The sequence below is a fragment of the Neobacillus drentensis genome (assembly GCF_036965425.1).
GTDB lineage: Bacteria > Bacillota > Bacilli > Bacillales > Cytobacillaceae > Neobacillus > Neobacillus drentensis_F.
In genome coordinates this window covers 1-18791 of the sequence record NZ_JBALPP010000017.1, presented here as the reverse complement: position 1 = coordinate 18791, position 18791 = coordinate 1, and the positions used below count along the sequence as shown (strand labels likewise).

17 protein-coding genes are annotated in these 18791 nt (G+C 41.8%); 3 read left to right on the top strand and 14 right to left on the bottom strand.

The genetic code is table 11. The annotated features are described in order from the left end of the window. Positions 1-32 precede the first annotated feature (32 nt). From V7161_RS04415 to V7161_RS04350, 14 genes are all read right to left on the bottom strand, one after another. Complete coding sequence (locus V7161_RS04415; RefSeq protein WP_335442578.1) at positions 33-1727, bottom strand: L-lactate permease; 1695 nt, start codon at positions 1725-1727, stop codon at positions 33-35. A 372-nt stretch (positions 1728-2099) separates the two neighbouring features. Further along, positions 2100-2876 (bottom strand): IclR family transcriptional regulator, encoded by a 777-nt coding sequence (locus tag V7161_RS04410; protein WP_335442576.1) that lies wholly within the window; start codon positions 2874-2876, stop codon positions 2100-2102. 77 nt (positions 2877-2953) lie between these two features. Further along, positions 2954-3730 (bottom strand): fumarylacetoacetate hydrolase family protein, encoded by a 777-nt coding sequence (locus V7161_RS04405; protein ID WP_335442574.1) that lies wholly within the window; start codon positions 3728-3730, stop codon positions 2954-2956. Positions 3731-3821: 91 nt separating this feature from the next. Next, positions 3822-6002, bottom strand: coding sequence for a malate synthase G (locus V7161_RS04400; RefSeq protein WP_335442746.1), 2181 nt, complete (start codon positions 6000-6002; stop codon positions 3822-3824). 454 nt (positions 6003-6456) lie between these two features. Then, a complete protein-coding gene (locus tag V7161_RS04395; RefSeq protein WP_335442572.1) occupies positions 6457-7911 on the bottom strand; it encodes an FAD-linked oxidase C-terminal domain-containing protein in 1455 nt (484 codons plus the stop codon). Further along, on the bottom strand, positions 7911-9263 hold the full coding sequence (locus tag V7161_RS04390) for a (Fe-S)-binding protein (RefSeq protein ID WP_335442744.1): 1353 nt from the start codon (positions 9261-9263) through the stop codon (positions 7911-7913). The genes V7161_RS04395 and V7161_RS04390 overlap by 1 nt, the downstream gene beginning before the upstream one ends. A gap of 2 nt (positions 9264-9265) precedes the next feature. Beyond that, complete coding sequence (locus V7161_RS04385) at positions 9266-10585, bottom strand: FAD-binding oxidoreductase (RefSeq protein WP_335442570.1); 1320 nt, start codon at positions 10583-10585, stop codon at positions 9266-9268. 71 nt (positions 10586-10656) lie between these two features. Further along, positions 10657-11361 carry a FadR/GntR family transcriptional regulator gene (locus V7161_RS04380; protein WP_335442568.1) on the bottom strand — a complete coding sequence of 235 codons (705 nt, stop codon included), beginning with the start codon at positions 11359-11361 and terminating at the stop codon, positions 10657-10659. 142 nt (positions 11362-11503) lie between these two features. Further along, complete coding sequence (locus V7161_RS04375; protein WP_335442566.1) at positions 11504-12397, bottom strand: NAD(P)-dependent oxidoreductase; 894 nt, start codon at positions 12395-12397, stop codon at positions 11504-11506. A gap of 4 nt (positions 12398-12401) precedes the next feature. Next, positions 12402-13181, bottom strand: a complete 780-nt coding sequence (locus tag V7161_RS04370) for a hydroxypyruvate isomerase family protein (protein ID WP_335442564.1) — start codon at positions 13179-13181, stop codon at positions 12402-12404. 22 nt (positions 13182-13203) lie between these two features. Next, the gene (locus V7161_RS04365) at positions 13204-13974 is read right to left on the bottom strand and encodes a sulfite exporter TauE/SafE family protein (RefSeq protein WP_335442562.1); all 771 of its coding nucleotides are present in this window, start codon (positions 13972-13974) and stop codon (positions 13204-13206) included. A gap of 11 nt (positions 13975-13985) precedes the next feature. Further along, the gene (locus tag V7161_RS04360; RefSeq protein ID WP_335442560.1) at positions 13986-15032 is read right to left on the bottom strand and encodes a beta-carotene 15,15'-monooxygenase; all 1047 of its coding nucleotides are present in this window, start codon (positions 15030-15032) and stop codon (positions 13986-13988) included. A gap of 149 nt (positions 15033-15181) precedes the next feature. Then, positions 15182-16735, bottom strand: a complete 1554-nt coding sequence (locus V7161_RS04355; protein WP_335442558.1) for a class I adenylate-forming enzyme family protein — start codon at positions 16733-16735, stop codon at positions 15182-15184. 31 nt (positions 16736-16766) lie between these two features. Next, positions 16767-17534 carry a crotonase/enoyl-CoA hydratase family protein gene (locus tag V7161_RS04350; RefSeq protein ID WP_335442556.1) on the bottom strand — a complete coding sequence of 256 codons (768 nt, stop codon included), beginning with the start codon at positions 17532-17534 and terminating at the stop codon, positions 16767-16769. Positions 17535-17793: 259 nt separating this feature from the next. On the opposite strand from V7161_RS04350, the gene V7161_RS04345 reads away from it, so the two are divergent. The 3 genes from V7161_RS04345 to V7161_RS04335 are packed head-to-tail and all read left to right on the top strand — an operon-like array spanning position 17794 to position 18612. Then, a complete protein-coding gene (locus V7161_RS04345) occupies positions 17794-17949 on the top strand; it encodes a hypothetical protein (RefSeq protein WP_335442555.1) in 156 nt (51 codons plus the stop codon). A gap of 49 nt (positions 17950-17998) precedes the next feature. Further along, positions 17999-18199 carry a heavy-metal-associated domain-containing protein gene (locus V7161_RS04340; RefSeq protein WP_335442743.1) on the top strand — a complete coding sequence of 67 codons (201 nt, stop codon included), beginning with the start codon at positions 17999-18001 and terminating at the stop codon, positions 18197-18199. 56 nt (positions 18200-18255) lie between these two features. After that, positions 18256-18612, top strand: a complete 357-nt coding sequence (locus V7161_RS04335; protein WP_335442742.1) for a hypothetical protein — start codon at positions 18256-18258, stop codon at positions 18610-18612. The last annotated feature ends 179 nt before the right edge of the window (positions 18613-18791 follow it).

Here is an 18791-nt window from a genome sequence, read left to right as displayed (position 1 = left end):
CCCATTGGGCTCTTTTGCTATTTTAGTAAATATTAAGGAACCATCCAACCTAATAAACTACTATTTTGCAGGAAGGTCATGATACAGACGATAACAACTAGTACGATACTATGCTTAACGGTGAATCGGAACAGGTCGGCTTCTTTTCCTGCCAGACCAACGGCTGCACAGGCTACTGCAATCGATTGCGGTGAAATCATTTTCCCGGTTACCCCGCCGGAAGAGTTCGCAGCGACGGCCAATACCGGGTCCATGCCAAGATTCAGAGCGGTAACTTTTTGCATCGCCCCGAACAAAAGGTTCGACGAAGTATCTGAACCTGTGATAAATACCCCTAACCATCCGAGGATTGGTGAGAAAAAGGCGAATAGAGAACCTGTTTTTGCCAGTGTCATTCCCAGTGTTGTACTCATCCCTGAGGCGTTTGTCACATAAGCAAACCCTACCACCGATGCAATTGTAATGATTGGATACTTTAGTTCATTCAGCGTTTCCCCAAAAGTTGCTACCCATTCCTTCCATGAAATTTTAACAATAAACTTCGTGACAAAAGCAGCAATAAGCACCGAAGTACCGGCAGCACCTATAATTTCAAGTTTATAAATGGCCGCGACTGGCGCACCGGCAGAATTAATGACTTTATTATTTAAAAATGGAACCTCAGGAAGAAGAGTTAAGGCATGACCCAGAGTGTTAACCGCTTTCAAAATCGCGTTTGTTCCTTCATAATGACCAGTCAAAGCCAGCTTGACAGTTGGAATTCCCCAAATCGTAATAAAGGCAGTTAAAACAAGGAATGGTGACCAGGCTTTAAAAATTTGGCCTCCTGAATATTTTACATGCCTATTTTGTAGTGAGCGAGCGGTAACAGCAGAAGCCATTTCCTCTTCGGCTTTAAAGCGGAAAATCGTTTTCGGTTTCCAGAATTTTAAGAAGATGGCTAAGGCAAATAAAGAAACCAATGCAGATAAAATATCGGGAAGTTCCGGTCCAAGGAAGTTGGAGCTCAAGTATTGAGTAACTGCAAATGTGATTCCCGTGATTAAAATGGCCGGTAATATCTCCATTGCTTTTCTAAAGCCAGCCATGATGACAACTAAATAAAACGGAACGAATAAAGATAAGAATGGCAATTGCCGGCCGACCATTTTGGAAATTTCGATCGCAGAAATTCCAGTAGGCCCTTCAACCGCAATAATTGGGGTACCGATGGCCCCGAAAGCAACTGGTGCAGTATTGGCAATTAAACAAAGGCCCGCAGCGTAAAGTGGATTAAATCCCAGACCGACCAGAAGTGCAGCCGAAATGGCAACTGGAGCGCCAAACCCAGCAGCCCCTTCAAGGAAAGCTCCGAATGAAAACGCTACCAAAAGAGCTTGAAGACGTCTATCCTCCGTGAGTGAAACGACCGAATTACGGATAATATCGAATTGGCCTGTCTTAACAGTTAATTTATAGAGGAAAACCGATGTAATGATGATCCAGCCGATTGGCAAAATTCCATATACTGCCCCCTGTGTGGCAGACATAACCGCCATCCCGGCAGGCATCTTAAATGCAACGACTGCTAAGATTAAGGCAATGAGGAGTGTTGTTAATCCGGCTACATAGCCCTTCATACGCTTAATGGCTAAAGCCCAGAAAAAATATAAGATTGGTATAAGTGCTAACAAAGCGGACAGCGCGAGACTATCTCCTACCGCTGTAAAATTTTGTGTAAAAGTCATAGTTTATCCCCCATCATATAAAATAATTTGTTCCCTCATCAGAACCATTGTTCTGATGGAAAAGATGAATAGGATCTATGATGACTGATAAATATGTAAGTGACCTGAGAAGCGGCACCTCAATCAATACATTTTTCAATTTGAAACTTAACACCCCCTATTGTTTCTTATTGCGAAACAGTGTTTTTAATTTGTGGCATAGGAAGAAACATTGTTATAGAACCATAATATGTTTGGAAAATAACAGCATTTAATCCATCTTCATTATACAACTTTTAACCTTATTTTCAATATTTTTTGAATATTATATTTATTGGGAAATAAAAAAACATTTGACCAATATACCGTTTATTGGCCAAATGTTTTCTTTTCTTACATCATTCTGCTTTCAAAACCAAGCCGCGCTGAAATTTGTTTACCAGTGTGAATCATTCGAGCTTGGAGCTGTTTTAGCCTCTCCTCTGTCATTCGCATCGTCGGCCCCGAGATACTGACGGCTGCAATGGCTTTCCCTAAGTGGTCAAAGATGGGTGCAGCAATGCACGTGATGCCATATTCATTTTCTTCTAAGTCCAGTGCATAGCCATTCCGCTTTACATCCGCCAATTCTCGGATAAATTCCTCTTTATTCGTAATGGTTTTATCTGTGTGCATCGGCATGCCTTTACGCTCAAGGATATCCAGTACAACATGCGAAGGAAGATAAGCAAGGATCGCTTTGCCAACTGAAGTACAATGCATGGGAGCCCTTTTTCCTACTTTGGAATGCATCCTAAGTGTCTCATTGCCTTCTAATTTTTCAATATAAACTACTTCTCCTTGATCATAAACGACAAGATGGATGACTTCATTGGTCTCGCTTTCCAATTCCTGCAGGAAAGGCTTTGCCTCTGTCCTTAAATCAATGGATTCTAGCAGTTTTGAACTTACTTCTAAGAATTTATATCCAAGCTTATAGCGGCCGGTATCTTCATCTTGCTCAACATAACCATATTGGACAAGTGTTGACAGGATCCGGTAAACAGAGCTTTTATTGATATCTATTTGATTGGCAATCTCTGTAACACCAAGGCCGCCCTTTTTTAAGCTAACCAAAGTAATGATATCCAATGCCCGGCTTACAGATTTAACCATATTCTCTCTTTCCACAATTGCTCACCTCGAAATGCTGTCCATAATAGCATACATTATAGCATAAATTTTTTACCGGTCATTGGCTGGCAGGATTAAGATTTAGCGTGCTCCTTTGCCAATACAAAGCTATTGCGTAATGTACCGATTTCTTTAATCTCACATTCGATAATATCCCCGGCACCGACAAACTCAGCACCAACAGGACTTCCCGTCAGGATGACATCTCCCGGCTTAAGTGTCATCACTTTTGTCAAATATGATACCATTCTTCGGATTGGAATAATCATTAACTCATTTGCACTATTTTGCTTCTCCACACCATTCAATTTTGCCTCGACCTTCACCGCAAATGGATCCAATTCTGTTTCAATCACTGGCCCCAGCGGCGTGAAGGTATCAAACGATTTTCCAATTGTCCAATGACCATCTTGATGGAAAAATTGTGGCGCAGTTACATCGTTCCCAATGGTGTATCCGAATACATAGTCCAGCACTTCGGATTCAGGAACATTTTTCGCTTCTTTGCCAATCACGATCGCCAACTCGGATTCGAACTTTACTTGTTCGATTCCTATTGGAATGACGATTTCTTCCTCAGGTCCAATAACAGATGAGGTTGGTTTAAAGAAGAAAACAGGAATTTCCGGAAGTTCCGCGGGCAGGTCCTCCCGTTTTGATACATAGTTTGCGCCAATTCCAATGATTTGGTTAGGCTGTAGAGGTGCTAGAAGATTCACATCAGCCAATGAAAATATGTTTCCTGTATACTCCCAATCTCCAAAAATATCTCCTTTAATTTCCTGGATCGTGTTTTCTGTCAACACTCCGGAATACACGGTTGAACCTTGGGTAAATCTAGTAAATTTCATTGTCATACTCCCCTCTTAAGTAACGTTTTTTATGTAACTCTTAGTGAACATCCCAAGGCATTCTAGTGTTTAGAATGCCTTGGGTTTCTTATTATTGTTTGACCGCGAACTTTGCCTTCGCTTCAATCCGTCTGCGGTGAAGAATTGGCTCGGTGTAGCCATTTGGCTGGTCATAGCCTTCAAAAATCAAATCGCAGGCAGCTTGGAACGCAACGGAATCCTCATAGTTCGGAGCCATATTTCGATACAAGGAATCTCCGGCATTCTGCTCATCTACCACTTTGGCCATGCGCTTTAATGTTTCAAGAATCTGCTCTTTTGAACAAATGCCGTGATGAAGCCAGTTTGCCAAATGCTGGCTGGAAATCCTTAAGGTTGCGCGGTCTTCCATTAATCCCACGTCATTGATATCTAATACCTTCGAGCAGCCAACCCCTTGGTCAACCCAGCGGACCACATAGCCTAAAAGTGTTTGGCAGTTGTTGTTGAGTTCTGATTGAATATCCTCAGGTGTCCAAGAAGGGTTTTTCTGAACTGGGAATTGCAGGATATCTTCACGGAAGTCAGTAGTCTGATTAAGCATTTGGTTTTGTACTTCTCTGACATCGACTTGATGGTAATGCAACGCGTGCAGGGTCGCAGCCGTTGGCGATGGCACCCAAGCTGTATTGGCTCCTGTTTTTACGTGACCAATTTTTTGCTTCAGCATTTCCGCCATTAAATCAGGCATTGCCCACATTCCTTTGCCGATTTGCGCCACACCTTTAAAACCAGTGGAAAGCCCAGCATTGACATTGGATTGTTCATAGCTCTGGAGCCATTGGGATGATTTCATATCATTTTTGCGAATCATCGGACCCGCTTCCATCGAAGAGTGAATTTCATCGCCTGTTCTGTCAAGGAATCCGGTATTAATAAAGACAATCCGTTCTTTTACTTGCTTAATGCAAGCCTTTAAGTTCAGACTTGTTCTGCGTTCTTCATCCATTACCCCGATTTTAAGGGTATTACGTTCGAGACCAAGCAGATCTTCCACGCGGTCAAATAGTTGATTCGCAAAGGCGACCTCTTCTGAACCATGCATTTTAGGTTTTACGATATAGACTGAACCCTTCTCCGTGTTTTGGAATGGACCATTCCCTAAAAGAGTATGTTTAGCGATAAGGCTTGTAAGCACAGCATCCAAAATTCCTTCTTGGATTTCCTCACCGTTTTGATCAAGAATCGCGCTATTGGTCATCAAATGCCCTACATTTCGGACAAATAACAAAGATCGGCCCTTTAATGTAATCTCTCCGCCATCAGGAGATTGGTAGCGGCGGTCCGGATTGAGCGTGCGCGTCATCGTTTTATTGCCCTTTTCAAATGTAGCGGAGAGGGTTCCGTTCATAAGGCCTAACCAGTTTCGATAAACCAGCACTTTGTCTTCCGCATCTACTGCAGCTACAGAATCTTCGCAGTCCATGATGGTCGTAATCGCGGATTCAACGAACACATCCTTTACACCCGCCTCATCGTTTTTTCCAATTGGATGGTTCCGGTCGATTTGAATTTCAAAATGAAGTCCGTTATTTTTTAACAAGATCGCGGATGGGTCATCCGGAGTCCCTTGAAACCCAAGAAACTTTGCTTCGTCTAATAGGCCCGTTGTAGCACCATTACTTAGGGTCACATTTAGAGCGCCATTTGCTACTGTGTAGGATACAGCATCCCTATGAGACGCATCTTTTAATGAAGCTGATTGATCAAGAAAATTTCTGGCAAACTCAATTACTTTTGCACCGCGGACAGGATTGTAGCCGCCTGCGCGTGTGGCGCCGTCCTCTTCACTGATGGCATCTGTTCCGTACAGGGCATCATACAGGCTTCCCCAGCGGGCGTTGGCTGCATTGATGGCATAGCGGGCATTATTGACTGGTACAACCAGCTGCGGGCCAGCTTGAACGGTGATTTCGTCATCCACATTTGTAGTTCCAATCTCGAAATCTTCTACTCCCGGTTCAAGGTAACCAATTTCCGTTAAAAAGGATTGATAGGCTTCAAAATCAAAATTACCCTTATTTTCGCGGTGCCATGTATTCAGCTTGTTTTGAATTTCATCACGAGTAGCGAGCAGCTCCTTGTTTTTCGGAGTTAATTCGCTGATCAACGCTTCAAAACCGGACCAAAATTGCTCAGCATTCACACCAGTTCCCGGAAGGGCTTCCGAATTGATAAATTCATAGAGTTCCTGAGCTACCTGAAGTTTTCCTTTGTTAACATAGTTTGTCATCATACGTTCCTCCTTTGATTTCTTTAAAAACAGTAATCTCGTAAAAAAATATGATTGGACTTCGGTCTTGTTTGTTATTACGAAACGCTGTTTCATTATTCGTTAAAAAAATAATAGCATGATTATCCATTTTATTTCAATAATTTTTAGAAAATATAGATATTATTTTTTTGATTGGGGATTATGATCGATAATGAGCCCTCCTAATACCCATCCGCAAGTAAAAAAGCGGCTCGAGGTAATTAGGAGGAGCTCCTAATGCCCGTGTGCAGAAAAAATCGCGGTCTACGGTTATTAGAAAGAGCTCCTAATACCCGTCAGTAAGTAAAAAGGCGGCTCAAGGTAATTAGGAGGAGCTCCTAATTACCATCAGCAGAAAAAAGCGGACCCTACGGTAATTAGGATTTGTCCTCAATAGCCCTTCATGCTGACTGGTTCCACGACACATCTGTCCTCATGAACTTCTTTCTTTCATTTCCTTTTTGATTTCCACACATCGCCCCGGCATCGGGAATAGTTTTCCTGCATTTAATAGATTATCAGGATTGAAAACCCCGCGAATATCGGTTTGTGCGATAATTTCCTCATCCGTAAAGACGAAGCGCATTTCCTCTCTTTTCTCGATACCGACCCCATGCTCACCGGTGATGGTGCCACCTACATCCGCACAAACTTGAAGGCAGGCGCTGCCAGCTTCTAAAGCCTTTTCACTTTGACCAGGAATCCTGGCATCGAAAAGAACTAACGGGTGAAGGTTCCCGTCCCCTGCATGGAAAATATTCGCGATGCGGAGACAGGATTCTTCGCTAATTTTATTAATACGGCTTAAAACTTCAGGCAGTCTGCTCCGAGGAATGACGCCGTCCTGTACTAGGTAATCTGGAGAAATCGCACCCATGGCACCGAATCCAGTTTTCCGGTTCGCCCACCATCTGCTGCGTTCCTCCTCATCCTTTGCCGCTCTGACCTCACGGACGTTTCTTTTTTTGCAAACGTCCAGAATTTGATTGATTTGCTCATCCAATCCCGCTGCAATCCCGTCTACTTCAATTAGGAGCACAGCCTCAATATCCTTTGGGTGTCCCACTGGGAATGCGGCCGCTTCTACCCCTTCAATCGCCGTTTTGTCCATCATTTCCAGTGCAGCAGGAACAATCCCGGCCGAAATAATATCCGAAACTGCCTGACTGCCGTCCTCAACTGTATCAAAATAGGCCAGCACCGTTTTCTTTGCTTCCGGGTTTTTCAGAATGCGGACTGTTATTTTCGTTACAATCCCCAAGGTCCCCTCAGAACCAGTCAGCAGACCTAGCAAATCATAGCCCGGTTCATCCGGGATGCCGTTTGCTCCAATTTCAACAATTTCGCCATTTGGCAAAACCACCTCAAGCCCAAGGATATGGTTAGTGGTCACTCCGTATTTAAGACAGTGAGCACCGCCGGCATTTTCCGCGACGTTTCCTCCAATTGTACAGCAATACTGACTCGAAGGATCGGGAGCATAATAATAGCCTTTATCGGAAATGGAATTCGTCAGCTTCAAATTGACGAAGCCCGGCTGGACGACAGCACGACGATTCTCAAAGTCGACACTAAGAAGCTTTTTCATACGCACCAGACTAATGATCACTTCACCATTTAAAGGGATGGCTCCGCCGCTTAGCCCTGTTCCTGCTCCCCGGGCGAGAAATGGGAGTTGATTTTCGGCGCAATATTTAACAAGAGCTGCTACTACCTCGGTGTTTTTCGGAAAAACAACCGCCTTAGGCAAGTGCTTGTGTAAGGTAAACCCATCACAATCATAGGCGATAAGATCTTCCTTATGGTAAATGATCGAACCGGCATCGCCGACGATGTTTGCAAGATTCAAAATATGCCGATCTTTTGATTTGATTCCCTTTACCGCCATTACAGCTCCCCCTGTCCGTCTTCTTTTTGATAAGCCCAATCGAGCAGCTGAACGGTGTGCACGATTTTTTGATTTCTGCCGTTCTTTTGTACGCCTATTGCCATCTGGAGCATACATCCAGGGTTGCCCATCGATATCATTTCGACATCTTCAGGAACATTTTGCATTTTGCTATCAAGCACAGCAGAAGCCATTTCCGGATTCGTAATATTGTAAATTCCTGCACTGCCGCAGCAGCGATCCGAATTTGGCATATGGACCATTTCTACGCCAGGAATATTGATCAATAATTCGCGCGGCTCTTGTCGGATTCCCTGTCCATGCGCCAGATGGCAGGCATCATGATACGTAATCCGAGTGTTTAATTCCGCTTTTGGAATGTCATATCCTGTATCATAAAGATGTTTTGAAATGTCTTCTATCTTGGCCGCGAACTCTTCTGCTTTTCCATGCCACTCAGGGTCTTCACGGAATAATTCCGGATATTCCTTGAGGGCACATCCACAGCCGGCTGCGTTAACAATAATCTTATCCGAATCCTTGAACGCCTCAATATTTTGTTTGGCCAGCTTTCTTCCGGTTTCACGGTCACCTGCATGGACATGCAGCGCCCCGCAGCAGGTTTGGTTCTTCGGAATGGTCACATCATTTCCGTTTCGGGTTAAGACATTAATCGTTGCTTCATTAATATCACTGAACATGACATCCATTACACAGCCGGTTAAGAAGGATACCTCTCGCTTGGTTCCTCCCTTCGCCTTAATGACATTAACATCTTTGTATTTTTTCCGGACTGGTTCTTTCACTTCCGGCATGATCGCTTCCATATCGACCAGGTGCTGCGGCATGATATTGATCAGCTTTGTCTTTCGGACTACCTTTTGAATGCCGCTTTTTTGATAAAATTTTAGCAGGCTCCCAAGTCCATTTAAACGTTTATGATGCGGGAACAATCCTTGCAGAAACACCTTGCTTACAGCACCTTTCAGACCTGTTAACGGCATGGCCTGGCGAATTTGTCCCCGTGCTTCCTCAATCAGTCCGCCGACTTCCACATCCGCCGGACAGGCCGTGGTACAAGCACGGCAGTCAAGACAAGCGAAAACAGGATCCATGAACTGTTCATTAACAGTGAGTTTTCCTTCCGCCACCGATTTAATCAAATGAACGCGTCCGCGGGGGGAATGCTGCTCCATTCCGGTAATCTCATACGTTGGGCACGATTCTAAACACATCCCGCAATGAACACAATCGGCCCATTTGCTTTCATCTGGATGATCCTTCATAAGATAATTACTTAAACCGGCGTAGCAAGCCGGATCTTTCCTTAAATCGGCTTCCTTTATACTCATCATTAAATCCCTCCCACAAAACGCTTAGGATTAAGAACTCTATTCGGGTCAACCTTGGATTTGATCCCGTCTAATAGGAAGAAATGCGATGGCTTTTGACCCCAAGTGTCAATTTCTTGTCTTAATGCAAAAGGCAGATGCTTCACAACGGTATAACCGCCCAGTTTTGTAACGGACTCCCTTGTTTGCTGAATAGCGGAAACGATATCCTCCTTTGCACCTATTAAGTTTACCTGGCATAAACCGTGGCCTAATCCTCCATGGGCTTCGACCTTCAAATTGTGAGTATCACTAAGGAGATGACTTTCTTTTATGACGGTGGTAACGTCCATGTTGATGACACCAATTTTCAATGAAGTCTGAGTTGAAGTGCTGCTATCTGTAGGGGAAATTGGAGTAAAGGAATAAAATTGGTTCCAAAAAGCTTGTGCATTCTGAGCTGTAAGAACTTTCGATTCTGTATGGGCTAGCTGAAGGCTTTGGATAAATTTTTCTTGATACCGAACAGATGTTTCGACATCCTCGAGTCCAATAGCTATCGTGTTACAGCTTCGTCCTACCAATTTTTCTGACAAAGTTGGACTAAGCAGTTCAAGTGTTACTGGCTCCATCGTCGAATCAAGGAGCTTTGTAGCAAACCTCCTGATTTCATCCATCTTTCCTTCTGGGAATGATAGTAAAATCAAGCTCTCATACTTAGGAAGCGGACGCAGTTTTACTGTTACTTCAGATATGACGCCTAACGTACCCATTGAGCCGATAAATACTTTGTTCATGTCATAACCTGCTACGTTTTTTACGACCCTTCCGCCGGATCGAATCACTTTACCATCTGGGTATACGATTCTTAATCCAATGACAACGTCTCTTGAAGAGCCATACCCCAGCCGTTTGGGACCGCTGTCATTGGCTGCGACAATGCCTCCCATTGTTGCAGATGTCGGGCAGTAGGGGTCAAGTGAAATTTTTTGATTGTATTGCGCCAAATACTCCTGTAATTCTTTAAATTTGGTTCCTGCCTTTACGGTTAACGTCATGTCGCCCACTACGTGCTCCACAATGCCTGTATAGTTCGACAGAGAAAGTAAAATATCGGCAGATTCGATCAAGCCGCCGAACCCTCTTTTGGTTCCGCTCCCTTCTACAAATACCTTTTTACCATGTTCATTGGCGAACTGAAGAATAGCAGCGATTTCTTCCTCTGTTTGAGGAAGGACCTTAACCAGGCCGCTATTGCCAAGCGGATGATTATTCTTCTCTTCGATAATTCGATCAGATGGTAAAATAACGTTTAACTCTGCAAAAAGTTCTGCAGTAATCAATACCAACACCTCCATTGTTTCGTAATACGCAACAGCGTTCCGGATTTTAAGCAAAAAAATACTATATTCATTTATCGGCCAAATGTTTGCTGGATAACATGACTGTTTAAAAGCTCTTTTTCAACAAAATCCAAGTGCTCCATCATATTTTGTTTCGCTAGCTGAGGTTCCCCTTGCTTAATTGATTCATAGATATCTAGATGCTGTTTTTCTATCATCTTGGCAGTAGCTGGATTTTCCTCAATGTAGTGGTGAAAATCAATCATGGCATTCTTCATCGTTGCAGAGATAAAGTGCAGAAGCTGTTTAATAATTTCATTGCCTGCCGCATCTGCAATTGCCTTATGTAAAAGATAATCCGATTCCCACCCTTTAATAGATTGATTGGAAAAAATCTCTTCCATTACATTTAAATCTGCCTCAGAACGATGGACGGCTGCCATCTCTGCAATTCCAGGTTCCAGGATTTTCCGAACTTGAAAAAGCTCACTAATATCTTTATGACTGGTCAGCAGCAAATGACTGTTAAACAGCCTGGTTGAATCAAATTCAAGAATAAAGGTACCTTCTCCCCGCTTTACATCGACAATCCCTTTGCCTTTTAATTTGGTAATGGCATCACGGACCGCGGATCGGCCGACACCAAATAACTCGCAAAGTTCCCTGACCGAAGGAAGCTTATCACCAGCCAGAAACGTTCCAGAATGGATCATTTCCTCAATTTGTTCGGCAATGGAATCAGAAACCTTCAGAACCGGGATTTTTTTAATTTGCACAGATCTCCTCCCCCTTGCTTTCAGATATCACATATCTGATAAGTAAAACCACTACCTATATTAAAGCACTTCAAAAGTGAAAATTCAATTAATTTTCTGAACTTACTATTTGTTTTAAAAATTCAATCATTCCATTCTATAGTTAACGTGTTTTCTTTACGATTACCCCGCATTTTTCTTCTATCGGCTGAATCACGACCGACATATCTAATTCCTGAAGACCTTCCTCGATTGCTCTGCCAAATGCCTGCTCTGCCAGTTGACCAGTGAATTGGTCCATTCCTGCCTTTTGTAATAACTGGTTTGCCAAACGGACATCTTTATGTACATATTTCACGGCCCCGCCAGGTTGAAATTGACGGTCGAACACATATTGTTCCATATGCCTCCGTAAAATCCGGCTGTCCCCATAGCTGACCTTTAGTATTTTAAACAGCTGTTCCGAATCAAGGCCAAATGCAGATCCTGTTACCATTGCTTCCGAGGCCGCGAGCGAATGGACAGCAACAAGATATTGATTGAGTAGCTTAGCAATGCTCCCAGACCCGGACGGACCTAGATACTCTACCGTTTCTCCCAGAACGCTCAGGATAGGATTAATTTTTTCAAATGCCTGCTTTTCTCCTCCAACCATAATGGTTAAGGTTCCATTTTCCACCCCTTCAGGTCCTCCGCTTACAGGTGAATCGAGATAAGCAATTCCTTTTTCATTTGCGTGACCAAAGATTGTGTTGCTAGTTTCTGCCCCAACTGAAGTAAAATCGATACAAATGGTACCAGGTTGAGCATTTTCGAGGAGACCGGAAGTTCCTAGATAAACTTCTCCTACATCCTCAGGCATCGATAAACAAGTACAAAGGATATCACTAGAAATTGCAAGCGAGGAAATCGATTCTGCTATGAATGCCCCATATTCCTCCAGTCCCTTTACCTTTTCCTTGGTACGGTTATATACGGCTACTTGGTAACCATGGTCTAGAAGCTGTTTCACCATCCGTGAACCCATCACGCCAGTTCCAACAAATCCAATCTTCATTTTATTATCCTCCTATTCCAATCAACGATTTCCATTCGAAGCTTTCATCACTTTTTCCACTTGGGGTATATTCCAGGCCGATGTAACCGTCATATGAATGATCTAAAAATTGCAAAATCTCTTGATAGTCCATTTCCCCTGCGCCAGGCTGGTGCCGCCCTGGAACATCAGCTATCTGTATATGGTCAATTATATCAGCAAATTGTTGATAGATTGATAGAGTGTTTCCATGAATTCTTTGTATATGGTAAAAATCAAATTGAAGCTTTATATTTGGCAAAGCTACTGCTTCTAGAATCTCAGCTGCCTGATAGATATCATTTAAAAAATAGCCAGGCATATCATATGGATTAATGGGTTCAATCAAGACCGTCAAACCATGCTTGGCCATTTCCTTACCAGCATAATAGAGGTTATGGGTATACACGTCCCTTGCTGTATCTTTATCACTTTCAGCAACGATGCCAGCCATGCAGTGGATCCTAGGAACATCCAATGCAGCTGCATACTTTATTCCCTCATTTACTGAAAACCTAAATTCCTGGATTCTGCTAGCATCGGTTGCCAAGCCCCGATCTCCCTTTTCCCAATTCCCAGGCGGCAAATTGAAGAGCACCATCGATAATTGATGTTGGTGAAGCTTCTTCTGGATTTCCTCAATTGAATGTACAAAAGGAAATTGGCATTCAACATAAGAAAATCCATGATTTTGGGCTTTATTAAACCGATTCGAAAAAGGGTCCTCCGTAAAAATGGTTGAAAGATTAACAGAAAATTTACTCATCCATACCTCCATAATCCAAGGGCTAAGCCCTAATATTTAGCATTACGAGCATATATAACGAAGAAAGGATCGTAATAATGGCGATCATCATCTTCAATTGAGGTATAGGCACCTTATTGGCAAGACGGACCCCCATAATAATCCCAACAATTGTCCCTAGTAAACTACCAATAATTAATATAGGGCTATTTCCCATATTTGAATGGGAAAAATAACCTAATATAGAAGGAATAGCAATAACGATGGAGTTCAAGAGGCTGACTCCCACTGCTGTCCTTATATTAAGCCCAAGGCCAGCCAATACCGGTACTAGTAAGATAGGGCCTCCTGCTCCAGTTAAGGCACAAATGGCCGCTGTAATAAACCCTAGTAGAATGACTAGTAAAGAATGATCTAACATTTTTGATTGACTTTTTTCCATTACTGGATCTTTAGTTCTCTTTAGCAAGATGGATAATCCGGCTAATAACACAAATATATAGAGAAGGAGTTTTGACAAATAGTCAGAAATTAATACATTTATTTGGACTCCCAAAAATGACCCTGGCAGACTGCCAATACTCAAATATAGTGCCAGTTTAAAATTCATATTTTTAGATTTCCAATAGGAAATAGTTCCGATGATGCCAGAGACAGCAAAAGATAAGAAGCTTAATGCAAGGGAATCGTGAACAGGAATTTTAAAAAATCCTACATAAATTAATGGAAGGAGAAATCCGGAAATTCCGGACATACCCAATAAAACACCGACAATCATGTTCAAACCTATAACAAAACTAATAAAGAATGACATTTATCAGACCCTCAATTTAATTCGTATTTTTTCCTTAGAACCTCTTTAAATTGATTCGGATCATCTACTTTTATCGCTACTTGCGAAAATTCTTTTTTCATCCCCATGATTAAAGTAGCTTCGACAGGCTTCTTTAATTTTAAAATGACATCGGGATGGACTTCTTCAAAATCGCGGGCAATGAAATCGATTGTATCTTTTGATCGCTTTTGTATTATATGTTGTGGTTCATCGTTGATTTCTTCAACCTCGGACCACTTTATTTCCATTCGCTTTAACAGGCCTAATGAAATGTACATCTTCTCCTCCGTAACTACCAAAGGATTAAGGCTTAAGGCTTGAATATCACCTATAAAGAAAAAAACGGTATAAATGTTGATTACGAGTATAGCAATCGACAAGATCATAGACTTTTCATGAAATAACCAATGTAGGCCAGCCATTTCAATGACCGTCGCATGAATCAACATAACTCGAATGGCCGTCCAGCTTGATTTTTGATGCAATGTAAACATGTTTTTGTCTTGTTGGGGTTTCTTTTTCCAGGCTGCAAATGCATAGAAGAACATAAGCATTTCTGAACAAATGATTCGAATAATGGGATAGGATTTAACTTGATTTTCTACTGCGTTTGAAAATGAATAAAGAACTGGCAGAGGACTGCTCTTCACAGAACGAACAATGGAGGGCAAAAATTTAAACAATGAAAAAAGCACCAAAATCTCCAACAAGAAAAGACTGCCTTCAACAGCGAAACCCAGCCATGTTACAGATTTAAAGGGTGTTAAATACTCCTTTGGAATAAAGAAACTCACAAATATTAGGCCGCCGGCAATCCCAAAAATCAGGTTTTTCCAGTTTAATTTACGTTTCCAGGCCAGAAATAAAATCGGAGAAATCAACGCTAAATCAATCATGGATGCGACAACGACTAAATTAGGTCGATCAGGCAGCAATTGAACTCCCAATGTTGTATGGTACAGACTATAATTTGCACTCAAAACTAACAAAAGTAAGATCGGCAAAACATTTCGGCTGGAGGTCCTTTTGAAAACCATATTACCCCGCCCTTCTATTTTTCTTTAATTATACCATAAATTTCCTATAGGGATGTTTTTTCAGAATACATAGATTGGTAAAGAGAAAGAAAAAAATTATGACAAACTGAAGGCAGGTTTTACCCTGCCATTTTATCACCCCTTCGATTTTAAATTTTCCGGCCTTTCCCTGCCCAATGCGGTTCTCTTAACAGACGACGTACAACTTTTCCAACTGGGCTTTTAGGCAATGCATCAAGAAACTCTACTGAAAAAGGCTTTTTATACGAAGCCAGCTTTTCTTTGCAAAATTGTATCAATTCCTCTTCAGAAGCCGTTTGTTCAGGTTTTAGAACAACATAGGCTTTAATAGCTTCTCCCCACTTTTCATCCGGGACTCCAACCACAGCAGCTTCCATTAAAGCTGGGTGTTGATAGAGCACTTCTTCCACTTCACGCGGATAAACGTTAAATCCACCGGAAATGATCATATCGGATTTGCGGTCCACAAGGAACAGGTATCCTTTTTCATCGAAGTATCCCATGTCCCGTGTGTAAATCCACCCGTCTATAATTGTTTCTTGGGTTAATTCAGTAGATTTCCAGTAACCTGTCATCCCTTGATTCGATTTCACAAGGATTTCACCGATTACTCCTACTGGTACTTCTTCACCAGTTTGATCTACTATTTTAATAGAAGCTGTTGGTACGGGACGGCCGCATGATAACAATCGATTTTCAGCTTCTTCTCCCTCACCGGTATGTTCTTTTTTATTTAAAATCGAAAGAAATAGAGGTGCTTCTGTTTGGCCATAGTATTGGAGGAATTTTGGACCCCATAAAGCAAGTCCTCGTTTCAAAGCCTCACGTGGCATTGGTGAAGCTCCGTAAATAATATTCCTGATAGATTCAAAGGAATACTGTTCTACATTTGGGTGGTGTAAAAGCATCACAATCATGGTAGGGACTAGATTTAAGGTTGTTGGTTTTTCATTGTGAATGGTTTGGAGGTATTGTTCGGGATCGAAGCTTGGCAGGATGAAATTGGCTGCTCCGGAAATCCAATGTGGAAGCACTAAGGCTCCTGATGCATGAGTTAAAGGAGCTGCGTGAAGCATCGTATCCCCTTCTTGAATTTCTATTGAGGTTAAAATGTTATTGCAAATGGCGGCCCAGATTTCCTGTGTATGGACGGCTGCTTTGAGGGTTCCCGTCGTTCCGGAAGTATATTGAATGTTGGCCAGATCCGACTCGAGAACTTTTACGGCTGGTTCATCATCAGAAACCCCTTGAATAAATTCATTCATATTAAGCATCCACGGTTCCTTTGTGGTTCCATTCATTTGGCAATAAAAGTGGAGATTGTCACAGTGTAGTTTGATTTGCTCTGCCCGTGCGCTGAACTCTTCTGTATATAATAGAGCCTTTGCTTCAGTTTCCTTAATCATATGAATATGTTCTTTCTCTGAAAGCCTCGTATTTAACGGAACCTTAATAATCCCAGTTAGTAAAAGGGCAAAATCAATTTCAACGCTTTGCAAGGAGTTGGCCAATAAAAAAGCCACTCGATCTCCCTTTTTCAGTCCAAGGTTTAACAAGGAATTTGCCAAACGATTACTATTTTTAAATACCTGGTTGAAGGTTAATTTTTCTCCTTGAAAAATAACGCTTGTATGATTTGGATAAAATCTGGCACCTCTTTTTATTAATTCCACAGCATTCATTTTTCATTTCTCCCTCCAAATGTGTTCAAAATTAAAATCTGCCATGCTTTCCTTGTCCGTTTGAAAAACGTGTCGCTCCTTCATGGGTTTCTCCGCTGTTGATGACATTCAGTCCTAAAAGAAATTCCAACTGCATCGCTTTATCAAAGTCCTGATCAAATCCACGATAAACGGCCTGTCGGTCACTTAGCATGCAAGCCTGAGGAAACTCGGAGATTTCTGCAGCTAGTTTTTCTGCTTCTTCTTTGGCAGTACCTGGTTCAACAATGCGGTTTGCCAGACCAATTATCAATGCCTCTTCCGCTTTGACGGGACGGCCAGTTAAAATCAGATCCAACGCACGACTCATTCCAATCAGCCGGGGCAGCCTCTGAGTCCCACCATCCACAAGCGGAACACCGAAGCGGCGGCAAAAAACACCAAATACCGCATCCCGTTCCATCACACGGAGGTCACACCAGATGGCTAGTTCCAATCCTCCGGCAACAGCGTAACCTGAAACTGCCGCAATAACTGGTTTTGATAAGTGCATTCGGCTGGGACCCATCGGACCATCCTTTGACATGTTCAGATTCATTTCATTCCCATTTCCAACAGAAAGGGCTTTCAAATCTGCCCCAGCACAAAAAGTCCCGCCTGATCCATGCAAGACGGCAACCCGTAAAGTTTCATCCTTTTCAAACTCACGAAAAGCTTCTGCAAGCTCTTTAGCAGTCCTTCGGTCAACCGCGTTTTTAACCTCAGGCCGATGAATGGTAATTGTGCAGACCTTCCCATTTCTCTCAATCAGTACAGTCATTTTTGCAACCTCCTTTTATGCCTTTTGGGCTTTTCATTTTCCTTCCTGGCATCAATAACCATTATAAAACAACGTCCAAGTCGAAACTTGTCCGTTTCTACTGTCATAAAAATAAAAAAGCTATCAATAAGATAGCATGGGTGTAAAACTCCAAATCCTTTTATGAAGTTAGTCAATTTTTAAAACTTGTTACATTTTTATCTGCAAAAAAGGCAAAATTAAAAGGTGCAAAATTATAAGATAGGAAGGATGAAGACAGATGGCGAAAACCACAAATACTCAATCAGCTAACAAAGATACTAATTTAGATCAAGCAAGTATAACCAATAGCTTAGATAATGACAACGCTTTTAGCGAAAATGGATTAGAAAATAACCGATTACTAAACAAGGCTGTAAATGAAAAAAAGCAATAAATCTAGTTAATACGTAGAATATTTGGAAGGATGATCCCCATTGGCAGACATGACTGTTAATTTAAATGTAGCAGGTAAAGATCAGTCAATTCAGACGCTGGAAACGATTCTATTCGGAATGGATGGCATTGAAAGGGCATTAGTAGACACTGAAGATGGAGAAGTAAAAATAGAGTACAATGAGAATGAACTTTCCCAGGAAAAAATTAGGAATACTATATTACAAAATGGGTACTTGCTTAAAGAATAAAAGTTTACGCGAATAATAAGGAAGAAGGATTTTTCGTGGAAGATAATATTATTGATATGTTAAACGAAAATATTAAAGGTAAAGTTGAAGAAGAAATAAAAGGCATGACCTTTACAAAAAACTTCCGCTCACCAACTGCAGAAGAATGGTACATTTTTTTGCCAAGTTTTATGGATCCTGTAACTGGCGGAGCTGCTGGAAAAACAATTATTCACTACAACCTTTATGATACGAAACATATCTTTATTAACACCACTATCATTTTTGATGATCCCAATTTACACAAAAGGGAATTACACCAACTTGTTTATGCGATTTCAGACGAGATTGTGAACCGTCTTGTCGGATATGCAGATACCCTTTTATCTGTTCACTCCGGAGAAAATTCTTTTAATGCGGAGTTTAAGCAATGACATTTAAAAGAAACTCGTCAATTTCATGTTGTTATCTACTAGTTACCTCAAATATTATCAATAGACATTGATTTATGGTTTTGACGTTTTTTTACTTTTGAAACTTTACAGTCCAAACTCCATTAAATGTCAAAAAGGACAATCCTTTCGGATTGTCCTTTTCTTGTGCCTGGCAACGT